16 protein-coding genes are annotated in these 18,676 nt (G+C 59.6%); 4 read left to right on the top strand and 12 right to left on the bottom strand.

Features of this window, described 5'->3' with window-relative positions; all coding sequences use genetic code 11:
* Nucleotide 1: 1 nt before the first annotated feature.
* The 7 genes from sS8_RS09485 to smbP form a co-directional block, all read right to left on the bottom strand.
* Entirely contained in the window at nucleotides 2–835 is an 834-nt protein-coding gene (locus sS8_RS09485) for an FAD/NAD(P)-binding protein (protein WP_119629439.1), read from the bottom strand.
* An 8-nt stretch (nucleotides 836–843) separates the two neighbouring features.
* Entirely contained in the window at nucleotides 844–1,941 is a 1,098-nt protein-coding gene (locus tag sS8_RS09480; RefSeq protein ID WP_119629438.1) for a 4Fe-4S dicluster domain-containing protein, read from the bottom strand.
* A gap of 124 nt (nucleotides 1,942–2,065) precedes the next feature.
* Nucleotides 2,066–2,971: a molybdate ABC transporter substrate-binding protein gene (locus sS8_RS09475; RefSeq protein ID WP_145986475.1), complete on the bottom strand. Its 906-nt coding sequence runs from the start codon at nucleotides 2,969–2,971 to the stop codon at nucleotides 2,066–2,068.
* Nucleotides 2,972–3,062: 91 nt separating this feature from the next.
* Nucleotides 3,063–3,617, bottom strand: coding sequence for a DsrE family protein (locus tag sS8_RS09470; RefSeq protein ID WP_119629436.1), 555 nt, complete (start codon nucleotides 3,615–3,617; stop codon nucleotides 3,063–3,065).
* A gap of 36 nt (nucleotides 3,618–3,653) precedes the next feature.
* Complete coding sequence (locus sS8_RS09465) at nucleotides 3,654–4,109, bottom strand: YgaP family membrane protein (protein ID WP_119629435.1); 456 nt, start codon at nucleotides 4,107–4,109, stop codon at nucleotides 3,654–3,656.
* A gap of 112 nt (nucleotides 4,110–4,221) precedes the next feature.
* Nucleotides 4,222–4,431: a hypothetical protein gene (locus sS8_RS27605; protein ID WP_145986474.1), complete on the bottom strand. Its 210-nt coding sequence runs from the start codon at nucleotides 4,429–4,431 to the stop codon at nucleotides 4,222–4,224.
* Between the two features lie 121 nt (nucleotides 4,432–4,552).
* Nucleotides 4,553–4,948: a small metal-binding protein SmbP gene (smbP, locus tag sS8_RS09460; RefSeq protein ID WP_119629434.1), complete on the bottom strand. Its 396-nt coding sequence runs from the start codon at nucleotides 4,946–4,948 to the stop codon at nucleotides 4,553–4,555.
* Between the two features lie 448 nt (nucleotides 4,949–5,396).
* Here smbP and sS8_RS09455 point away from each other — a divergent pair, with 448 nt between their 5' ends.
* The gene (locus sS8_RS09455) at nucleotides 5,397–5,825 is read left to right on the top strand and encodes a hypothetical protein (RefSeq protein ID WP_119629433.1); all 429 of its coding nucleotides are present in this window, start codon (nucleotides 5,397–5,399) and stop codon (nucleotides 5,823–5,825) included.
* Between the two features lie 213 nt (nucleotides 5,826–6,038).
* On the opposite strand, the gene sS8_RS09450 is transcribed toward sS8_RS09455, so the two are convergent.
* The 3 genes from sS8_RS09450 to sS8_RS09440 form a co-directional block, all read right to left on the bottom strand.
* Nucleotides 6,039–6,926 carry a PEP-CTERM sorting domain-containing protein gene (locus sS8_RS09450; RefSeq protein WP_119629432.1) on the bottom strand — a complete coding sequence of 296 codons (888 nt, stop codon included), beginning with the start codon at nucleotides 6,924–6,926 and terminating at the stop codon, nucleotides 6,039–6,041.
* Nucleotides 6,927–7,319: 393 nt separating this feature from the next.
* Complete coding sequence (locus tag sS8_RS09445; RefSeq protein WP_119629431.1) at nucleotides 7,320–7,613, bottom strand: hypothetical protein; 294 nt, start codon at nucleotides 7,611–7,613, stop codon at nucleotides 7,320–7,322.
* A gap of 76 nt (nucleotides 7,614–7,689) precedes the next feature.
* Nucleotides 7,690–8,910 carry a cytochrome-c peroxidase gene (locus tag sS8_RS09440; protein WP_119632686.1) on the bottom strand — a complete coding sequence of 407 codons (1,221 nt, stop codon included), beginning with the start codon at nucleotides 8,908–8,910 and terminating at the stop codon, nucleotides 7,690–7,692.
* A gap of 1,476 nt (nucleotides 8,911–10,386) precedes the next feature.
* Here sS8_RS09440 and sS8_RS09435 point away from each other — a divergent pair.
* The 3 genes from sS8_RS09435 (at nucleotide 10,387) to sS8_RS09425 (ending at nucleotide 15,862) form a co-directional block, all read left to right on the top strand.
* Nucleotides 10,387–10,923 (top strand): YcjF family protein, encoded by a 537-nt coding sequence (locus tag sS8_RS09435; RefSeq protein WP_119629414.1) that lies wholly within the window; start codon nucleotides 10,387–10,389, stop codon nucleotides 10,921–10,923.
* Between the two features lie 538 nt (nucleotides 10,924–11,461).
* Nucleotides 11,462–13,306, top strand: coding sequence for an ACP S-malonyltransferase (gene fabD / locus sS8_RS09430; RefSeq protein WP_232020582.1), 1,845 nt, complete (start codon nucleotides 11,462–11,464; stop codon nucleotides 13,304–13,306).
* A gap of 219 nt (nucleotides 13,307–13,525) precedes the next feature.
* Nucleotides 13,526–15,862 (top strand): PEP/pyruvate-binding domain-containing protein, encoded by a 2,337-nt coding sequence (locus sS8_RS09425; protein WP_119629429.1) that lies wholly within the window; start codon nucleotides 13,526–13,528, stop codon nucleotides 15,860–15,862.
* Here the strand turns inward: sS8_RS09425 and sS8_RS09420 are convergent.
* Complete coding sequence (locus tag sS8_RS09420) at nucleotides 15,859–16,686, bottom strand: tetratricopeptide repeat protein (RefSeq protein WP_145986473.1); 828 nt, start codon at nucleotides 16,684–16,686, stop codon at nucleotides 15,859–15,861. The genes sS8_RS09425 and sS8_RS09420 overlap by 4 nt on opposite strands.
* A 91-nt stretch (nucleotides 16,687–16,777) precedes the next feature.
* Entirely contained in the window at nucleotides 16,778–18,418 is a 1,641-nt protein-coding gene (locus sS8_RS09415; RefSeq protein ID WP_119629427.1) for a metallophosphoesterase family protein, read from the bottom strand.
* Between the last annotated feature and the right edge of the window lie 258 nt (nucleotides 18,419–18,676).

Here is an 18,676-nt window from a genome sequence, read left to right as displayed (position 1 = left end):
GTCAGAACCCCTTCTTGCCCAGGAGGGCCTTCAATTCGGGATAGGGAAACACCGGGCCGTTGCGGCACACGAAGGGCGCGCCGATCATGCAGTGTCCGCAATGGCCGATGCCGCAGTGCATGTTGCGCTCCATGCTGAGCCAGATGTTCCCGTCGGCCACGCCGCGCTGGCCGAGCTCGTAGATGGAAGCACGCATCATCGGCTCGGGGCCGCACAGGAATACGATGGTCTGGCCGGGATCGATATGGGTCCGGTCGAACAGCGCGGTTACCAGGCCCTGATGCCAGGTCCAGCCGGGCTCGGCCACTTCCGCCGCCAAAAGCACCTGCGTATCCGGCAATTCCCTCCATCGCTGGTACTGCTCGTGCCAGATGAGGTCGTCGGAGCGTTTGACGCCCTGCATGATCAAGAGCCGCCGGAAGCGCTCGCGCCGCGCCACGATGTAGCGGATGACCGAAACCAGCGGCGCGCAGCCGAGCCCTCCGGTGATGAGCGCGACATCCTTTCCCTGAGCCTCGAGCAGAGGCCATCCGCGCCCGTAGGGACCGCGCACGCCGATCCGGTCGCCCGGCTGGAGCCGGCTCAGCGCGCGGGTGACGCGGCCGACGGCCCTGATCGTGTGGTCCAGCGTTTCGGTCTCGTCGGGATCGGAGACGATGGAAATCGCCACCTCGCCGATGCCGTAGAGGTAAATCATGTTGAACTGGCCGGGTACGTATCCGTAGGCGCCTTGGGCGGCCGGATCGGTGAACCTCAGCTTCAGGGTGAAGATGGTCGGCGCCTCCTGGACGCGTTCGACGATTTCGGCTTCGCGCGGCAGATAAGGATTTTGCATGGGCCTCCTCAGCGGCAGATGGCCGCCAGTTCTTCCGTAATGTCGATCCCCACCGGACACCAGGTGATGCAGCGCCCGCAGCCCACGCAGCCGGAGCGCCCGAACTGGTCGTGCCAGCTGCCCACCTTGTGAGTCAGCCATTGCCGATAACGGGTGCGGGTATCGGGACGGATGGTGATGCCGTGGATGTAGCTGTGCCTCTGGGTGAAGCAGGAATCCCATTCCCGATAGTGCTCGCTGCGGCTCCCGTCGAGGCTCGGCACATCGTTCTCGCTATGGCAGAAGCAGGTGGGGCAGACCAGGGTACAATTGGTGCAGGAAAGGCAGCGCTGCGCCACTTCGTTCCACCGGGGGTGATCGAGACGGGCGAACAGGACGTCTTTCAGATTTCGGGAAGGTACCTCCTTGACCTGGCTTCCGGCGGCGTCTTCGATTTCCCGGTCGGCGGTTTCGATTTGTTCGGTACTCGCTTCCCGGACCGGCAGCGCGGCGAGAATCCGTTCACCCTTTTCACTTCGTGCGTCGATCAAGAAGCCCTCGTCCAATTCGGAAAGTGCCAGATCGTAGCCGTAGGTCGCCCGCGGTCCGTCGCCGGTGGAGGCGCAAAAGCAGTTGAGGGAGGGATGGGTGCAATGGACCGCGACCAGGAACAGGTTCTGCCGCCGCGCCGTGTACCAGGGATCGGGATATGCGCCCTGCATGAAGTGCCGGTCGTAAATGTATAGCGCGGCCAGATCGCAGGCTCGGGCGCCAATGACGGCCACCGGTTCCGCCTCGGGCGGGTCGCTCTTGAAGTCGACCGATCCGTCGGCCCTGCGCTCAGCGCTCCAGAGCTTGTCGCGGCCGGCGAAGGTCAGCGGCCGCAGAGCTTGCGGTCCGTTGGCCCAGGCGAACCAGCGAGGCTCGTCGGTTGTTTCCAGTCCGTATTGGCCCGGAGCTTGCCGGTCGTGGACGCCCTTCGGCAAATCCTCGACGCCGGAAATCGGCTCGTAAAGAATGGCGCCATCCCGAACGCGCGGGCCCACGCATCGATAGCCGGCGGAGGCCAATGCGGACAAGAGCCGGGGAAATTCGCTCCTGGGCAGATAACGGGGTTGCTCGGCCATGGTTTCGACTTCCTGTTGCTTCGCCGCCCACCCGTGGCGGGCATGGCGTTACGGCATTGTAAAGCGTTTCATGTATCCGTGAAACGACCCGTCGGCGGAAGCCTCCGGGTTTGTGCTTAGGTCTTTACTGCGGTCGCGCCATGCCGAATTTTTCGAGTACGGATTTGGCCTCATTGGAGCAAAGAAACGCCAGCCAATCCCGCGCCGCGCCGGGATTTCGGGCGTTCCTGGCGATAGCCGCGGCTTGTATGCCCTCTCGGTTGTGTTCCGGCGGAATCGGAACGAAGTCGACGGGATGGCCGACCATCATCTGGTATCGCGGTTCGCTGATCCAGGTTAGCCCGGCGTCGACCTTGCCCTGCATGATCCAGAGCGGCGTCTGGCGATGGTGGATTTCGGTCAGAAACGCCTCGCCGGCTTTTACCTTGGTTTCGTACACCTTGCGGACCAGTTCCTCGCCGCCCGCTTGTTCGAGAGCGGTCTGGATCTGCCGGGCGATGCCCTCGGTTTCCGGGTTCGGATTGGCGAGCCGCACGCCCGGCTTGGCAAGATCTTCCAGGGTGCGGATGTTCTTGGGATTGCCTTTTTTCACCATGACGGCGAGGCTGTTCTTGAGGAACCGCAGCGGCGGGCCTTGCAGCACGCCTTTTTCGATCAATGCGGCGATCCGTTGCTCTCCGGCCTGCACCACGTCGGGTTGGACCGAAAGGGTCAGGTTGCCAACGGTGATGGTGTTGCGGTTCTCGAGCTGCCGTTCGATGATGCCCGGCGGGATCGTCTCGAAGAAGATTCGGCCGCGGAGCTCGGGCTTTTGCCGCTGGAAGGCTTCGACCAGTTCCGTCATCGCGAAGAAGTAATTGCCGCCGGCGAACACGACGAACTCGGCGGCGGCCGGGTTGCCGTGAAAATCCGGCATATTGTCCACCTCGGGCACGGTGAACGGGACGCCCGGATTGGCCGCGGGGGGAGTTTCTCCCGGCCAGGGCGGAAAAACGGCGGGCGGCGTCGGGGCCGGGTATTCCGTGTTCATGGACGACTCCGCGAAGAGAACGAGCGTAACGGCCAGCCGGAAGTGCTTGCACACGTCGGCAACTCCATGGGTAAGAGGAGGGAATACGGCCTCAATCCGGAATCAGGGCGTAGCCATCCATCTGATACAGCGGGAGTACGGTCAGGGCGGAGAGCGCCACGGTGACCTCCGGATTGACGTCGCCCGGCTCGAATTCCTTCTCGGCCAGGGCCTGGCCGCAGACGTACAGGGTTACGCCGGCCTTCTTCAAGGCCTGAATCAATTCCGTGTTGGGGTTCCCGTTGCCGAAGCGATTGCGATAGCGCTCGTCCTTCAGGATCGCCGGCGTCGCCGAGCCGTGTACCACCAGAACCAGCTTCAAACGTTCCGTCGGAACGCCGACCAAGGCAAAGGTATTGATCAGCCGGGCCACGTGGTCCAGGCCGGAGTTCGGCTTCTCGGGCATTTCGGCGCCCTGGGAGATATCGAACAACACCTTGTAAATCCGATCCGGCGAAGGCTTCGCTGCGGCATCCGGATACGGCCGGACTTTGCCGTAGCCCCGAATCGCGGGGTATTCCCACTCCGTCTTGGGTTCCGCAGAGGCTTGACCGATGGAACCACCGATCAGCAGACCCGCCAAAACGAAAACCGTTCTCTTGGACATGGCAGCCTCCCGTTCGGAAACGGCAGAGGCCGGCTTTCACGCCTCGATCGCTCGCGACACCGTGTCGGGGTCACGGGTAGGATGAACGCCGGCAATCGGTTCGAAGTCGCCGCGGAGCGCCTTCAGGGCGTATTTCTCCCGGTCGATCTCGCGCCGGGTGCGGATGCCGAGGCGACGGAACACGGCAATCGGCGGGCACCAGCCTTGCAATGCGTGTTGCAGCAGGAAACCGGCGACTCCGGTCGAAAGCCACAGCCAACGACGGCTGTGCACTTGGGACAAGGCCAGGCCGGCGAGCGTGAAACTGGCGGCGTTGGCTTCCAGTACTCGCTCGATGTCCCACTCCCGGTCCAGGGCGTCGATACGCCGCGTCAGGGTTTCCCGGCTCGCACCGGTATAGTGGCTTATCGTCGCGCGGATCTCGTCGTCGATGCGCGCATTGATGTCCGGAGGCGTGTGACGCCGGACTCGGTCGGTTTCATAGGCTTGCATGGCACTCACGTCGCATATCCTCCGATATTGTTCGCTTCGACTTTCTTGGCGTTCGGAGCTTTTTTCGCAGTCTCGACCGGTACGGACGGTGCGAGTTCGGCCCCGTGCGCACTCAGAAGCGGGTGCCGTTCAAGCCTTCGAAGTAGAGGGAGTCTTCATACGCCGTCGCGCAGGCCTGGCATCCGCATTGTCCCTGACAGGGATCCGGGCACTCAGGTAGGCAGGTGCAGACCTCCCAAAAGCTCTCGTCGTTCGTGAAAGGCCCTTTATAAATGCCATTCGGCCGATAGCGTTTTCTTCCTTCCTGAGTTGGCATCTTCATGAGTTTCTCCCATATCAGTCGAAGCCGCCGGGATGGACCGCGGATAGAAAGTGTTCCGGAAATGGGGTTGCGGTCCTCCTCCACGGCGGGGATGTCTAGAGTAATGGGAACGGCTCCCGGTCTATTTCGCGGCTCGGAGATGCTCGATGGCCTCTTGAGCCGCCTGCCGCGCAGGCTCGGCTTCGCCAGCTTCGCTATGTTCGATGGCGCTATCCAGGCTTTTCAGCGCCGCGGACAGATGCTCGTCGGATGTGGATTGCGTCAAGGCGGCTTCAACGTAGGTCTTTGCGAGTTTTGCGTGTTCGCCGGCACCCTTGGCGTTGCCCTTCTCTCCGGCCAGAGCCGCGGCTTCGGCGTGTTTCCAGGCTTCTTTTATGTGCCTTTCCTTGGTATACACACGTCCTTTCTCGTCCTTTCCGGCAATCCCGGCCTGGGCCTGCTGTATAACTTCTCCGCCTACAGCCGTGCTTAAGCTGAATAACGAAGCCAGAAGAGCAATAAGCATCTTGCTGCGCATGCGGTTACTCCTTGAAACCCGAGCGTCGCGAAAAAAGCTAGATTTAACTGTTAGTAAGTCGGAAGGCTCTTCCAGTTGCTAGGGAGTATTACGAACACATGCTTGGAGGATCGGATATGCGAAAATCTTCCCGCTGCGGATTGGGGGACCGGGGCGCCCCATAAGGCACCGAAGCAGGTGGACGAGCGTACGGAACGGCCTGGCAGTTCCGACCTGCCGGGTGCGGCGTGGCCGCAAGGGCGAATAATCGGCTCTGACTAAAGACGGAAGCGGAAACGCCGGCCGTTCGCGGCATCGGGCGTTTCCTCCCGGAATCACCTGCATGATGGGACGCGTGCAATGTGGACGGCGGCTGGCCGGCTGTCCGCCAGGACTCCACAACTCACGTACCGTGCCATGGCTCGGAACCTGGGTTCCGGAAATCGAATATCCTGTCACAGGAGACATTATGAATCGAAAAAATCGGGGGGCCGGGCGGGTGCGGCCGAATGGCCGTATCCTGGCCGTTCTGTGCGGCCTTCCCCTCTTGGGGTGCTCTCTTATCACGGTCCATACGCCGGGGGGCGATACGCGCAGGATGAACCCGCGCGAGTTCTCGGAATACGTGGAGCAGGTGTTTCGCTATCACAACCAGATCGTCAATGAAATCATCGACCTTACCAACTCGAGCGGCGACACCGATGAGCTGGATGAAGAGGAATCCGCGGAGCTTGCAAAAGAAGAAGCCCGCATGATTCAGGTTTGTGCCTCCCTCAACGAAATTGTTTCGGAGTCCATGACGGGGCAGGATACCGATTTTCGGGCCAAATTGCGGCTCATAGACGCGGTCCCGGAGTGTGAGGCGGCCACCCGTAGGGTGGAAGACTTGCTGCCGTAACGCCGATGCGTCCGAGCTTGCTTTCATTGCCTTCCTAACTTGGGGGTACTGCGCCGGGCGAATGAGTGCGAGATCCGTGAAAGTGGGGCCGAGTCGTGTTCGCGGCGGACAAGACCGCCGGATTAACGTCGCGACGGTTCGTCTCGAACAGTGTCGGAGAGGGAGGGCTGATCGCGGCTTCCCGATCAGCCCTTCGATTCGCGAGGCGCCGTATCAGGCGAAGGAGGCTGCCGTTTTGCGACGAGCTTTCCAGCCCAGGATGGCGAAACCCGAGCTTATCAGTGCGAGTGTACCGGGTTCTGGGATCGGGGCCGCGACTTGACCCGGCATCGCCGCGATCTGCGCCTGGGCATGGGAGATGATGATATCCCCGGTCAGCGAGGCGATTCCGAGTACGAACGCGTTGAAGGAGAGATGAATCGCGTTCACGGCCAGACCGAGGTTGCTGACGCCGTCCCCGGTCAGGATTTGTTCGTTGAGAAGCAGGCTGACCCCGACCAAACCGAGCACGGACAGATCCACGACAGTGTTGGGGGCCGGAATGTCGATGAGGGCAATAGGTGTGCCGGCTATCGAGAGAGCCGCCCCTGCCAGTGTGGTCTCACCCGCTGCCGCCAATGCGCCGAAGTCGCCGGAAACACTGGCGGTGGATGCCACGGCTTCCAAGTTCAGGCTGATCAATCCCAATGCGCCGATCCCGATATCCAGTACCGACGCACTGGCCGAGGCGAATTTGGGGCCGTCGGAGCCGTCGATGTTGGAGCTGGCGTCGGCGTTCAACAGGCCGGCTCCGATGCCCAATGTGCTTCCGAGCCCTGCGTTAAGCGAGACGACGGAGTTTGAAACGTCATACGGAGTGGGCGCGGTGCCTGATGAAACCGGAGTGGGGCCGACACTCAAGTCCACCAAAGGTATGCCCAACAACGTGGCTGAAACATTGACGCCGACGACGTAGGACGAACTACTGCCGCCGATGACGGTCGCCTGACCGGCACCGGAGACTGCGAGTAAGGCGATTCCCAGAATCAGGGAAAAGCGTTGCCGCCGAACACCCTGCCAATAAATGTTCTGAAGCAGAATACCCGAAATGAATTTATTCATATTGTTCCTTTTCTGAAGAGTGGCTACGCGGGAAATGGTCCGACTGTGGGATATAAGCGTATCGTTATGGTGGCACCCGCGTGAGTTCCGTTTGCGATACAAGCATAAAGCGCACCACCTTCGTAAGGCATTGATTACAAATATATGGACAGTGTTGGGGCGATGGTTGTGTAAAAAAACTTGACGATGCAGCTGATCCACCTGCCTCTGTTATCCGGGAATCTATCGTTGACCGGGCGCCGACTCGGTCCGGGCGGTTTCGTGCTTAGGCGACGCGTACCAGATCGATTTTTCCACCTCGGACCGGACATCGGAGCGGAAAACGCTTATTAGCGAAGTCTTTCCCGGTCAGGGGCCTTCACAGGCCGGATCGAAGCGCTCGCGCCTCGGTCGTCACCGGATCAGGGCGGCAACGCACGAGGTAAATCCTTTCGCTTCCTCGGGCAGTTCGACGTCTTCGGTTGGGAGAGAAGGGTCCGAAAGCGTGAACGATCCGACCATCTTCGGGTTACCCCCGGTCGTATCCACGCTTCCGGCAATACTGAAGGAATACGACTTCCCGGCCGGCAGAAAGCCTATGCATCCCTCGATCGTGTTTACGTCGCCCGCGCTGTGGACTATGGCGAACGAACTCAGAAGAGAGAGCCCCCCAACGATTCCTAGTGTTATCGAGATCAGATTTTTCATGTTTTCTTATTTTTTCTCTCGTGATGGCTGACGAAGTCGTCACCGGGTCGCGTCTGCGGCCCGATTCATTGTCAGGTCAGGGCTTGTACCCGTCCGAAAGCGTTTTCAGAAATGCGACGATCGCATTTTCCTGCGCGTTCGTTAGGTGCAGGTTGCCCATTTCCGCGGTGTTTACATTCTCGGGGACTTCCGGTTCCGGCCAGCAGTTTTGAGCCAGGGCATCCGCTTCCCTCGTGAACGGATCGCTGCACGCCGGTTTGACGTCCCGCGTGTTATAGAAATGAACGATTCCTTTCAGGGTTTTGAAATAACCGTTGTGCGCGTAAGCTTTGGCGAATTCCCGGTAGGGACGCTTGTCGACGTTGCGCAGCGTGGGAACCTTCTGTTTGCCCCGATTTTCCCAAGCAAACTGCTGGTAATCCGTACGGCTCGACAGGAACTCGCCCAAACCGAGGTCGACCCAGGCAGCACCCTCCGGATTGAACTCGGGCTGCGTGTAAAAGGGATTGTCAGGATTGCGGGGCACGCCGATATTGTCATAGGTAAAGTCGGTGAACAGCGGCGGCTGACCGTCGGGACCGGGATCCAGGATATGGCAGTTTGCGCATTTGGCTTTGCCCTTGAACAGTTTGAGCCCTATCTTCTCTCTCAGAGTCAATCTGGCCTTGCCCTTGAGAAAATAGTCATACTTCGAGGTAAACGCGTTCGACTCGGGAGAGGCTTCGAATGCGGCTACGGAGCGCGCGATATACCTGTAGGCGGCGTCGACCTTGTCCGGGGCGCATGCATCGGGTCCCCAGACCTGCAGGAAGAGACCGGCATAAGTACCGTTGCAGACTCTCGATACGACGTCGGCAGGTGAGCTTAGAGCCTGTTCCACCGGATTGAGGAACGGCCCCAGTGCCTGGTCGGCGGCCGGGTTGCCGAGTCGTTCGCCAGTGGCGCGTCCGTTCCAGAAGTTGCCGCCGAGGAAAAGCGCTTCGTTGTTTTCGATCACGTAATGCAAGACCGGGCTGAAGGTCGCATAGGCCGAACTGGGTGGCTTGCGGTTGCCGAACCGACCGCTTATGGAACCCTCGTAGACCGCGCCGGTCGCGTTGATTCCGGAATCGGGGCCGGTCCAACCCGTATTGGGCATATGGCAGGCGGCACAGGCTTGATCTCCGTTGAAGGACAAATTCTTGTCGAAGAATATGGCCTTCCCCAACGCTTCGGATGGCGTCAAGGCGTGCGTGACGGCCGGCTCCGCCGCCAGGCACAGGATCAACGCGCAAATTTCGACTGTCTTCTTACTCATATCACAACTCCTTCTGTTTGAGGTTTTCAGGCCGGCGTTTTCGGCCGGCCGAGTCAGGAACATGACGGACAACTAAACGCCGGTCGATTTGCCCCTCTCCAATAACGTTCAGTCAGCAAGCGTCGTACTTTTCGTCTCTCATAGTCCGATTTGCCGAGCCGCATCGGTCGGCGTGTTTTTGCCCCAGGTCGCATCAGGCGCATTCGGTCGTCGCTATCCCGTCCGCATGCGAAGCATCGCAGCCGGGCGTTTCCACAGCGGGCGCAGCGGTGACCTTTATTCGGCGCGCCGCTACATTCGAATCCCGCCAGGAGCGCCAGATCCGCCGGAGATGCTCGAGACCGTAAGAACCGAATGGAGGGAAGACTCGAAATCGCTGCCTACAAAAGGTAGCGGAATCCTGAGGGGCGACAAACCGCCGCGTTTGGCCCGGTGCTAGAAAACGCGCAAACCGGATTACGGTCAAGTCGGCAAAGTGCGGAAAAGCTTGTAATCCTAGGCTGACATGGCGATTCCGTTGCACACACGCCGGATATGGAGCAGTCTGAAAGTCCGGGGAATGCAAAGTATTGTTAACGTTTCCGTTTTTGTGCGAGTCTCAAGGCGGTGCCGCCCCTCTGTAACGGCTGATCGGGGTTAAACCTTATTCCCGGAACAGTTGTCTCCGACCGGCTGGATCGCCGATCGCCGCGTCCGAGAGTTCTGGATCGGATGCTTCGTCGCCACCGATGTAAGCACGTCCATGAGTACAGTCCTGATCCTATTACTTCATGGAATTTTTTGTCCCATTCTGTGTAAGCCCTTGCGGATTTTGTCGTAAGCCTAATCCTACAAATTTTCTGGAAGCCGCGCCGTTCGGGCGTTTCGTCGAATCGAGGAAGAAACGGTGTATTTACCGGGGACTTGTTGCAGCGGATTCTTGTAACTACCATGTGACTGTCGCGTCAACTTTATGGTTGTTTTCGGCAACGCGACAATGTGTATTGCCCGGCTGACACCCCGCAGCCGGGCTTTTTTTTGGCCGAATGTGGGCGGGAATGGCGCGGCGCCGAAAGTGCACTCAAAAGCACTATCCAGTCGAATTCCGGCAATGGTCGTCTCGGTCTGCTCGGAATTTTGTTCGGGGAGATAAAGGGTTCCACGTCCGAACTGTGAACGGCCGACCGTAAGTGCGTCACGATTCGTCACCGGAGCAGCGAGTGCCGGGAGCGATGCCCATGACTAACGGCAGGGGTCTCGCGTCGGCAGTTGGCACATAATGCAACAGGTCGTTTCCGGTTGTTTACGGCTTTCCAGGCGAACCTTGTCGGTTCGACTCCCGCCAGGCGCCGGAGACGCCTCGGCGATTTGCCGAGCTTGCAGTCGAATCCGGCGGGTCCCCCGTCCCGCGGGATTCGGCCGCGGCCATCACTGCGCCGGACCGCTCCGAGAAGCGCCCAAGATTCCCCCTGACGTCCCAATCACCTGGAGAACACCATGGCAACGAACGATCCGACCCCCGCTTTGGAAGAGCAATTCGCGGCCTCTGCCCGCGCCGAGCGCGCGGCCCGCGCCCAGAGTCTCATCAAGAACTACGTGCTGACGGCGACCGGCGTGTCGCTGATCCCGGTGCCCCTGGCCGATCTCGGGGCGATCATGGCCCTGCAAGTCAAGCTGATTCATGGCCTCGCCAAGCATTACGAGGTGCCGTTCAAGGAAAACATCGCCAAGTCGCTGGTGACGTCGCTGCTGTCCGGAGCGACCTCGGTGGTGGGCATCATGGGCCTGGCGAGTCTCGCCAAGAGCGTTCCCTTGCTCGGCACCCTGGGCGGCATGGGGGGCGTGGCGGTCACCGGGGGCGCGGTGACTTATGCGGTGGGACGGGTGTTTGCCAGGCATTTCGAATCCGGCGGCAGCCTGTTCGATTTCGAGCCCGCCAGGATGAAATCGCTGTTCAAGCGGGAACTCAAGAAGGGCAAGGAAGCCGCCGCGGAAGCCAAGAGCGAGGGCGACGCCGCGCCCGCCTCGGCGTAATGCGGCAGGCCACGTGCGAAGGCGGGCCGGGCCGTTCGAGCATTCCGGCGCGGCGTTGAACAAGACGTCAGCCACGAACATCCGGCCCTCACGTCGGCGGGTTCCGAGACCGTGGTGTGCGGAAGGCTATTGGCCGTTCCGACCGTGTTTCAGCCCCAGGGCTCATTTCCTTCGGCGTCTGTCTGTACACGGGAGCCAAGGCAGCGCGGTTCGCAGGGGCGGACGCGGGCGAGCCGCCCCGACTCGTTTCCTGGAGCTGTCGGGCGGTTTGCATCGGATAATGAAATTCGTCCTAGACGCCACCGCATTTTGGGGCTGCTGATCCCCGCTTAGTCCGCGACCTATCACCGCCTTAACGATCTCGCCTCCGGAACCGAGGCTTTCAGGCGATGCCCTATTTGAGCCGCCTGGTCTGTCTGCGGCGCTTGAGCCGAATCGCCGATCGGGCCGCGGCGAACACCCGATAGCTCGCGGCCCTCCGTCCGGGCCAAGACTGCGCGGGCCGAGCAGCGAATTCGAAATGGCAATGAACACGAACATGAACACGATAAGTCCCTGGTTGATTCGTTTAAGCGGAGATGACGCTTCGAGGATTCGTCTGTTCTGTTTTCATTTCGCCGGCGGCAGTGCCCTGGCTTTCAGAAGCTGGGCACAGTTCCTGCCGAGTTTTATCGAGGTAATAGCCATTCAGCTTCCCGCGCGGGACGGCCGCTATGGCGAACCCGCACTGACGAATATCCCGCAAATCCTCGATGCCCTCATCCCGGAACTAACGCCCTATCTGGATAAGCCTTATCTCGTTTTCGGCCATAGTCTTGGCGCGCTGATCGGTTATGAACTGATCCGAGCACAGCGCAGGTTGAGGCTCAAACCGCCCGAACTGTTCATTCCGTCCGCTCACCGTGCACCCCACCTCCCGGCCAGAGCGGCACCCACTTACGATCTATCCGACGAGGAGTTTCTCGTCAGACTTGAAGCGTTCGATGGCACCTCCAGGGAGGTGCTGGACAATCAAGAGCTCATGGCAGCTTTTTTGCCGAGGATTCGTTCCGATTTTCGAATCCTTGAAACCTATGTTCGCCAGCCGCAAGCGCCCATCGATATCCCTATCCTCGCGATCCTGGGGCAGGATGATCCCCACGTAAGCGAAACCGAATTAAGGGGCTGGGGAGAGCACACAGGAAACTTCCGATACCGACTTTTTCCAGGTGGGCATTTCTTTATAGAAACGGCAAAGCCGGAGCTGCTGAATTTGATCAAGCATGAGTGCGAGATTTTAAGAAGCCATTTACCGACCGAGGAGTCCGATATGCTTGCCTATCTATTTCCGGGCCAAGGATCACAATACAAAGGAATGGGTGGTGTACTGTTCGATGAATTCCCGGAACTGGTCGAACAGGCTGACGGAATTCTGGGTTATTCCGTCAAGGCGCTGTGTCTGGAAGACAGGGAAAACAACCTGGGCAAAACTCAATATACCCAGCCGGCGCTCTTCGTGGTCAATGCTTTGACCTACCGGAAAAGGATCAGGGATACAGGGGAATTTCCCGCTTACTGCGCCGGCCACAGCCTGGGTGAATACTGCGCCTTGTATGCCGCCGGCGCCCTGGGTTTCGAAGACGGCTTGAGGCTCGTGAAGAAAAGAGGGGAACTCATGAGTCGGGCAAGCGGGGGAGCCATGGCGGCGATATTGAATCTCGACGAGAGTTCACTCAGGCAATGTCTGATCGATCACGGCTTGACCGATATCGATATCGCCAATTACAACTCGGCCTCTCAGATCGTCATTTCCGGTTCGAAGGACCATATCGTGCGCGCGGAAGCGCCTATAGCGGCATTAGGGGCCGGTTTCCATCCGCTCAATACCTCCGGCGCCTTTCACTCGCGCTACATGGAGGATGCGAAGCGGGAATTTCGCGAGTATCTCGGGTCGTTCCGGTTTGCGGGTTTCAGATGCCCGGTCATAGCCAATGTCGATGCCCGGCCTTACCGGGAAAGCGCTATCGTGGAAACGCTCTCACGGCAGATTACCGGCTCGGTCCATTGGAAGGAAAGCATCGAATACCTGCTTCGGCAGGGCGTCACCCGATTTGAAGAAATCGGGCCCGGCGAGGTATTGACGAAACTCGTCGGCCATATCGGAAAAACCTTTCGGGCCGAGGAAGTGCAGGAAGAAAGGACATTCGAAAGTGTGGAGCAACGGATCGACCATTGGAACAAGACTTACCCCATCGGTACGAAGGTCAGGGTCAAAGGCTACGACGGGCCACTGGAAACACGGACTTCAGCTATCCTCCTGTTCGGCCATCGTGCGGCCATTTATATGAAAAATTACAACGGGTACTTCGATCTGGACGACGTTATGCCGCTCGCCCGAGCTTGAGGCGTGTTTTTCGAGCATTTCGGAGCTGAATTCGGCCTACCGACGCGCCTGCCGGATATTCAGGCGATTTCATCACTATTGATCCGGTCGATAAATATCGGCCGGGTTTATCCGGTGCGGCGACAAGCCGCGTCGCCCGAGGCCGGGCGTGTCCCGGCCTCGGCAGCGGCCCGTAAATACCAGGAGGGTATTTACGGGCCTGATTAATAAGGGGGGAACATGCTGTGTCGCTTTAGTCAATTTTCCGAAGAAGATCATGCCAGCCTGGCTGGCGGCAAAGGCCGTATGTTGGCGAAACTTTATCAGGCGGGTTTTCCCGTCCCCGACGGTTTCATCATCCTGTCGACGGCGTTCGACGAAAACGGCCTGATCGCTGCCGCATACGAAACGGTAAGCGCCTTTTATGCCCGACTCGTTGATGCCAGTCCGACCGGCAAGGTGGCCGTGCGCTCTTCCGCGCTGGCGGAGGATTCGGCCGGCGCGTCTTATGCGGGTGAATTCGAGACGGTACTCGAGGTCGGCACCGAATCCGATCTTTACCAAGCCATTCAAACCGTTTTCGAGTCCGCTAAATCCGAAAAGGTCAAAATTTACGCCGACGCGACCGATCAGGCTCGGATTCAGGCCATGGCGGTCGTGGTGCAGCATATGCTGGCGCCAGCCTATGCCGGCGTGCTGTTTACGTCGGATCCCATTTCCGGAAACGCCGACTTCATGCACGGCAATCTGACCGAAGGCCCGGGCGATAAACTGGTTTCGGGGACGGTCACCGGCGATGCCTTTACCTATAACGTAGACACCGGCGTTTACGAGGGTCCCGACTATTTCAGGCCTTATTACCGGGAGCTGGTTTCGATGGCGGCCAGGCTGGTACATGACCTCGGGGCGCCCCAGGATATCGAGTGGGCTGTTCACCGGGACCGGCTGTTCCTCCTCCAAAGCCGGCCGATTACCACGCTTTCCCGCACGCCCGATGTCTGGAACGATTCCCTGAAAGGCAATTACCTTTGGTGCAACACCAATTTGGGCGAGCTTTTCGGCAACGTCATCACGCCCTTGACCTGGTCGGTTTTTCATGAGATCGTCCGGCGCAACGTCGGCCCGGTCGGAGGCCATTTCATGGTCGGGCGAATTGCCGGCAGAAGCTATTTCAATATCAGCCTCATCTACTCCATCCTCAGCAGGATCGGCAAAAAGCGCGAAGAAATCCTGGGCGGTTTCGATCTCTTCCTGGGCCAGGTTCCGGATTACATGGACATTCCCGTGCTCCCCATTTCCTGGCTGGACGCCATGGGATTCATGTTGAAACAAACCGCCTATGCGCTGAAATCGGCTCTGGGACTCAGGAAATTTCTGGCCTGGGCACAGTACGAATGTCCCCGCTGGTGCGGGGAAAAGTTTCTGGAGATCGAGCAATGTAAAGATAATGCCGACCTGCTTCGGGTTTATGCCGGCATCGAGCCGATCGTCTTCGAGACCTTCGCAATGGTCGCGTTTGTCGGGAACCAGTTCGTGCAGCAGCAATACAAACTCAAATCGGCTCTTTCCGGCGTTCTGGCACCGGAAAGCGTCGAAGTCATGCTGTCGGGGCTGGACGGTGGCGGCCGGTTGCCGAGCATGGCGCCGCTGCTGGGGGTCGCCGCCATGATCAAGGGCGAAATCACCCGGGACGAATTTATACGGCGTTACGGGCATAGAGGCCCGAACGAAGCCGAGTATGCGGCGCCGAGGACGGCCGAAGATCCGGAGTGGATCGAGAAACTGGTGCGTCAGTGGCAGGATGCCGACCCCGAATCCCTGCTCCGGAAGCAGCACGAAAACCGCGAGAGGATCTGGCGGACTCTCGAGCGGCTGCCGCCGAAACAGTTGGATAAATTACGTAAACTGTGCGAATCCGCACGCGTGCTCGCACACAATCGCGAGCTCGCCAAATCCGAGAATTTCCGGCAGGCCTGGGTCATTCGAAGATTCGCGATCAGGGCGGCGGAAATCAACGGCTTGCTGCCGGACGATCTTTTCTACCTGGCAAAGGATGAATTGATTCGATTTCTGCGGGGAGAGCGAAATCTTCTGGAGCATATCGTTCCGCGACGGCAAACCTTCCGGGCCTATAGCGCACTTCCCCCGTTGCCCAACCTGATCTCCGGGCCGATCGATCCGTTCCGGTGGTCGAAGCTGCCGAACAGGCGCACCGACTGTTTCGTCGCGGCCCGACCTGCCCATCCGGTCGAACACGGCAGTTTTCTCAAAGGCTTTCCGGGTTCGGCGGGGCTGGTGGAGGGAACCGTTCGGGTGCTGACCTCGCATGAGCAGATAGAAGACTTCGTAAGCGGCGAGATTCTGGTCACCTCGTTCACGAATGTCGGCTGGACCCCCTTGTTTCCACGAGCTTCGGCGATCATTACCGATATCGGAGCGCCTTTGTCGCACGCGGCCATCGTCGCGAGAGAACTGGGCATTCCCGCTGTCGTCGGTACCGGTTGCGCCACGATGAAACTGAAAACCGGAAACCGGGTGAGAGTCGACGGCGGCCGGGGAATCGTGGAATTGCTCTAGCGCGGGTCCGGTTGTCCCTTGAGTGTCCTGATCTTCTTGGCCAGATCGGATCGTGCCGGCGTGCTTCTCAGCTTTGCCAGCCGAGCTTCGGCCGCATCGAGATACGCCGCGGCTTGTGCGGATCTTCCGGTCTCGATCAGGAGCTCCGCCATGTCCACCTGCCATGCCGGACTTCCCTTGAGCAGCGTTTTCAGGCCCAGAAGCCGCTGGATGGCCTTGTCAGGTTGAGATCTTTGCAGTTCGAGCCGGATCGCATAGCGCTGTAATTCCGGATTCAGCCCGAGCCGGTTCATGCCCTGATCCAGGAGCGAAAGAGCGGCTTTGATGTCTCTCTCGTCGTTGGAAGAGGCATGAACTCCGGCGGCGTCGATATAACTTCCGGGGTTGATGTGTTTCTGAAGCCGAAAGAACGCATCGTAGTCCGCCATGGACTTCGCCTTGTCGCCCATCCGGTACGCCGCTTTGGCGCGATATTCGTATGCCGGTGCAAACCCGGGAAATTGCTCCAGGTATCGGTCGAAATAAGAACGGGCCTTTGCAAAATCGCCGGTACGAAAAAACAGCATGCCCAACGGGTGGGCGACCGCGACCGGCGGCCCCAGCTGTTCCGCGCGCCGAAAATCTTGCAGTGCCCGCTCGTGCATGCCGGCCTCGCTGGAATAAAGCGCCCCGCGCTCGATGTAAAGCGATTGTTTGTTCGGGGTTCGCTCGATGGCTTGATCGAGCAGCCTCAGGTGGTCGGCAACGTCATCATGCGCACGGAGATTTTCGATGCTCGAGACGAGCAGAGCGAACCAAAGGATGCCCGGCAAGAGGTGTTTCATAACGAGACCGCGGTTCGAATGGGTTTCCAGGATCATGCGCCCGAGGGGTGGGCACGGAGTCCCGCGGGAATCCGTGCCGCACGGCGGGCGATCAGCGGGTCATGGTGAAATAGTCCAGGACTTCGCCGTTAACATCGACGAACCTGGCTTCCAGCCGTTTCCGCGAGGCATCGAGGAGCACGGAACCCAGTACCGGCAAGCCGCGCCGCTTGGGGGTTGCGGTGTCGGCCGCCTGCTCCACGTGTGCCGGATGCCGCAGCCATTCCTCGCTCGTTGTAATGGTGCCGCTGGCCGTATCCGCCTTGCCGGAGCTGCCGTTGACCGTATACACGACTCTGTCGTCGACGCCGCCGCTGGTGGGGCTCAACTGCTTGTAACTTTCGCTGCCCTGACCTGAGGCCGGCCTGCTGCCGTCCTTCACCAGCTCCGCATGGAGCTTGGGATCGAAGGTTTCGGAAGTGCCCGTGTGATTATGCAGATAATAGCTGCGCTCGTAGGAGTGGGCGTGCCCGCTATAAACGAGGTCGACGCCGTATGCGTCGAATATGGGCACGAATTCGTTGCGCATATCCCAGATGGGGCGGTCGACAAGATTGTTTTCCGTGTCGTCCGAGTCGTGATTGGCGCCTTTCGTATAGGGCGGATGATGGAATATGACGATGGTCCAATCCAGGGTGTTGGCGGCAAGGTCATCCCGCAGCCACTGACGCATGGTTGCCCGCTGCCCCTCGTCCCGCGCGGTGAGCTGCGAGTCGAGGCTCACCACGTGGATGTTCCCGTGATCGAAGGAATAATATTGTTCCGTTCCGCTGGGAACGCCGCCGGCTTCGCCTGCGGTCGGGAAAGTGTAAATATTCAGGTAGGGCAGGGTCGACGGAGCTCCGCCCGCCGCGCCGGTCCAACTCGATGGGTCCGAGGAATAGCTCACGCCGGGGTCGTCACGAACCACCGTTTCGCAGGGCACCAACGGAGTACCCGTGCGATCGACGATAACGCAATAATCGATATGCGCCGTTCCCATCTCGTGGTTGCCGATCGTCGACCACATCGCCACATTTTTCAACAGATCCTGGTACAGCTCGAAAACGCCCTGCTGATAGTTTTCGTCGCTGCCGTTCAGATAGGCGTTGTCGCCCAGCATGAGAAACAGATCGATGGCTTCGCCGCCGTGTTCGGCGATGTACTTCCTCATGCCGTCCCGGACCGCGGCGGCTTTGCCCGCGTGGGCGGAATCTTCGGCGGTGCCGCTGCCCGAATCGCCGACGATCCAGATGCGCGTATTCCCGTCGGCGGGCAGGTGTCCGGGGCGTGGCGAAGTTCTGAAATGCTGATCCGCCGGCGCTTTTCGAGCCCCTCCCACGGAGTAGTAGTAAGTGGTATCGGGCTTCAAGCCGGTGATGAGCGCTTCTTTGTGATCACCGGCAGTGGCGGTTGCCGTTACCTTTCGGACGAGTGCGTTCCGGTTCGAACCGACACACAGGGTTTCCGCATCGCCCCGCCATTTCACGATGGCGCGGGTATTCGATACCTGCTGCAGGAATAGACGTGAGGTCCGCGTTTCCGTGCCGTTACAGACTGCGCTACGGCCGAGCTTCGGACCTTTTGCGGAATGCTGGTGGCCGGGAATCGTCCCGGGTTTTGCGTTCGAATGTTCGGAATCCGCATAGATCGAACTGCACCCCAAGAAAAGAACCATCATTAAAGCCGAGGACAAATCTTTCTTTTGTATCATTGCGGAAATCCCCTTATTTAAGAGCCTAGGACGTATAGTCGGGCGGCTTTGCAATGAACGGTAAGGAGAGGGGGCACGGCGGATCTATTAATCAGGCCGGTAAATACCCTCGTGGTATTTACGGGTCGCCGCCCAGACCGGTACACACTTAGGCGTGGCTCACGCGGCTTGTCGCTGCGCCGGGGCATCCCTGCTCCGGATTAACCCGGCCCATATTTTTATAGGCAGGGTTAATCGTTGATTCCGTGGTCGATCCGG

The sequence above is a fragment of the Methylocaldum marinum genome, assembly GCF_003584645.1.
Classification (GTDB): domain Bacteria; phylum Pseudomonadota; class Gammaproteobacteria; order Methylococcales; family Methylococcaceae; genus Methylocaldum; species Methylocaldum marinum.
This window is presented reverse-complemented; position numbering and strand designations above follow the sequence as displayed.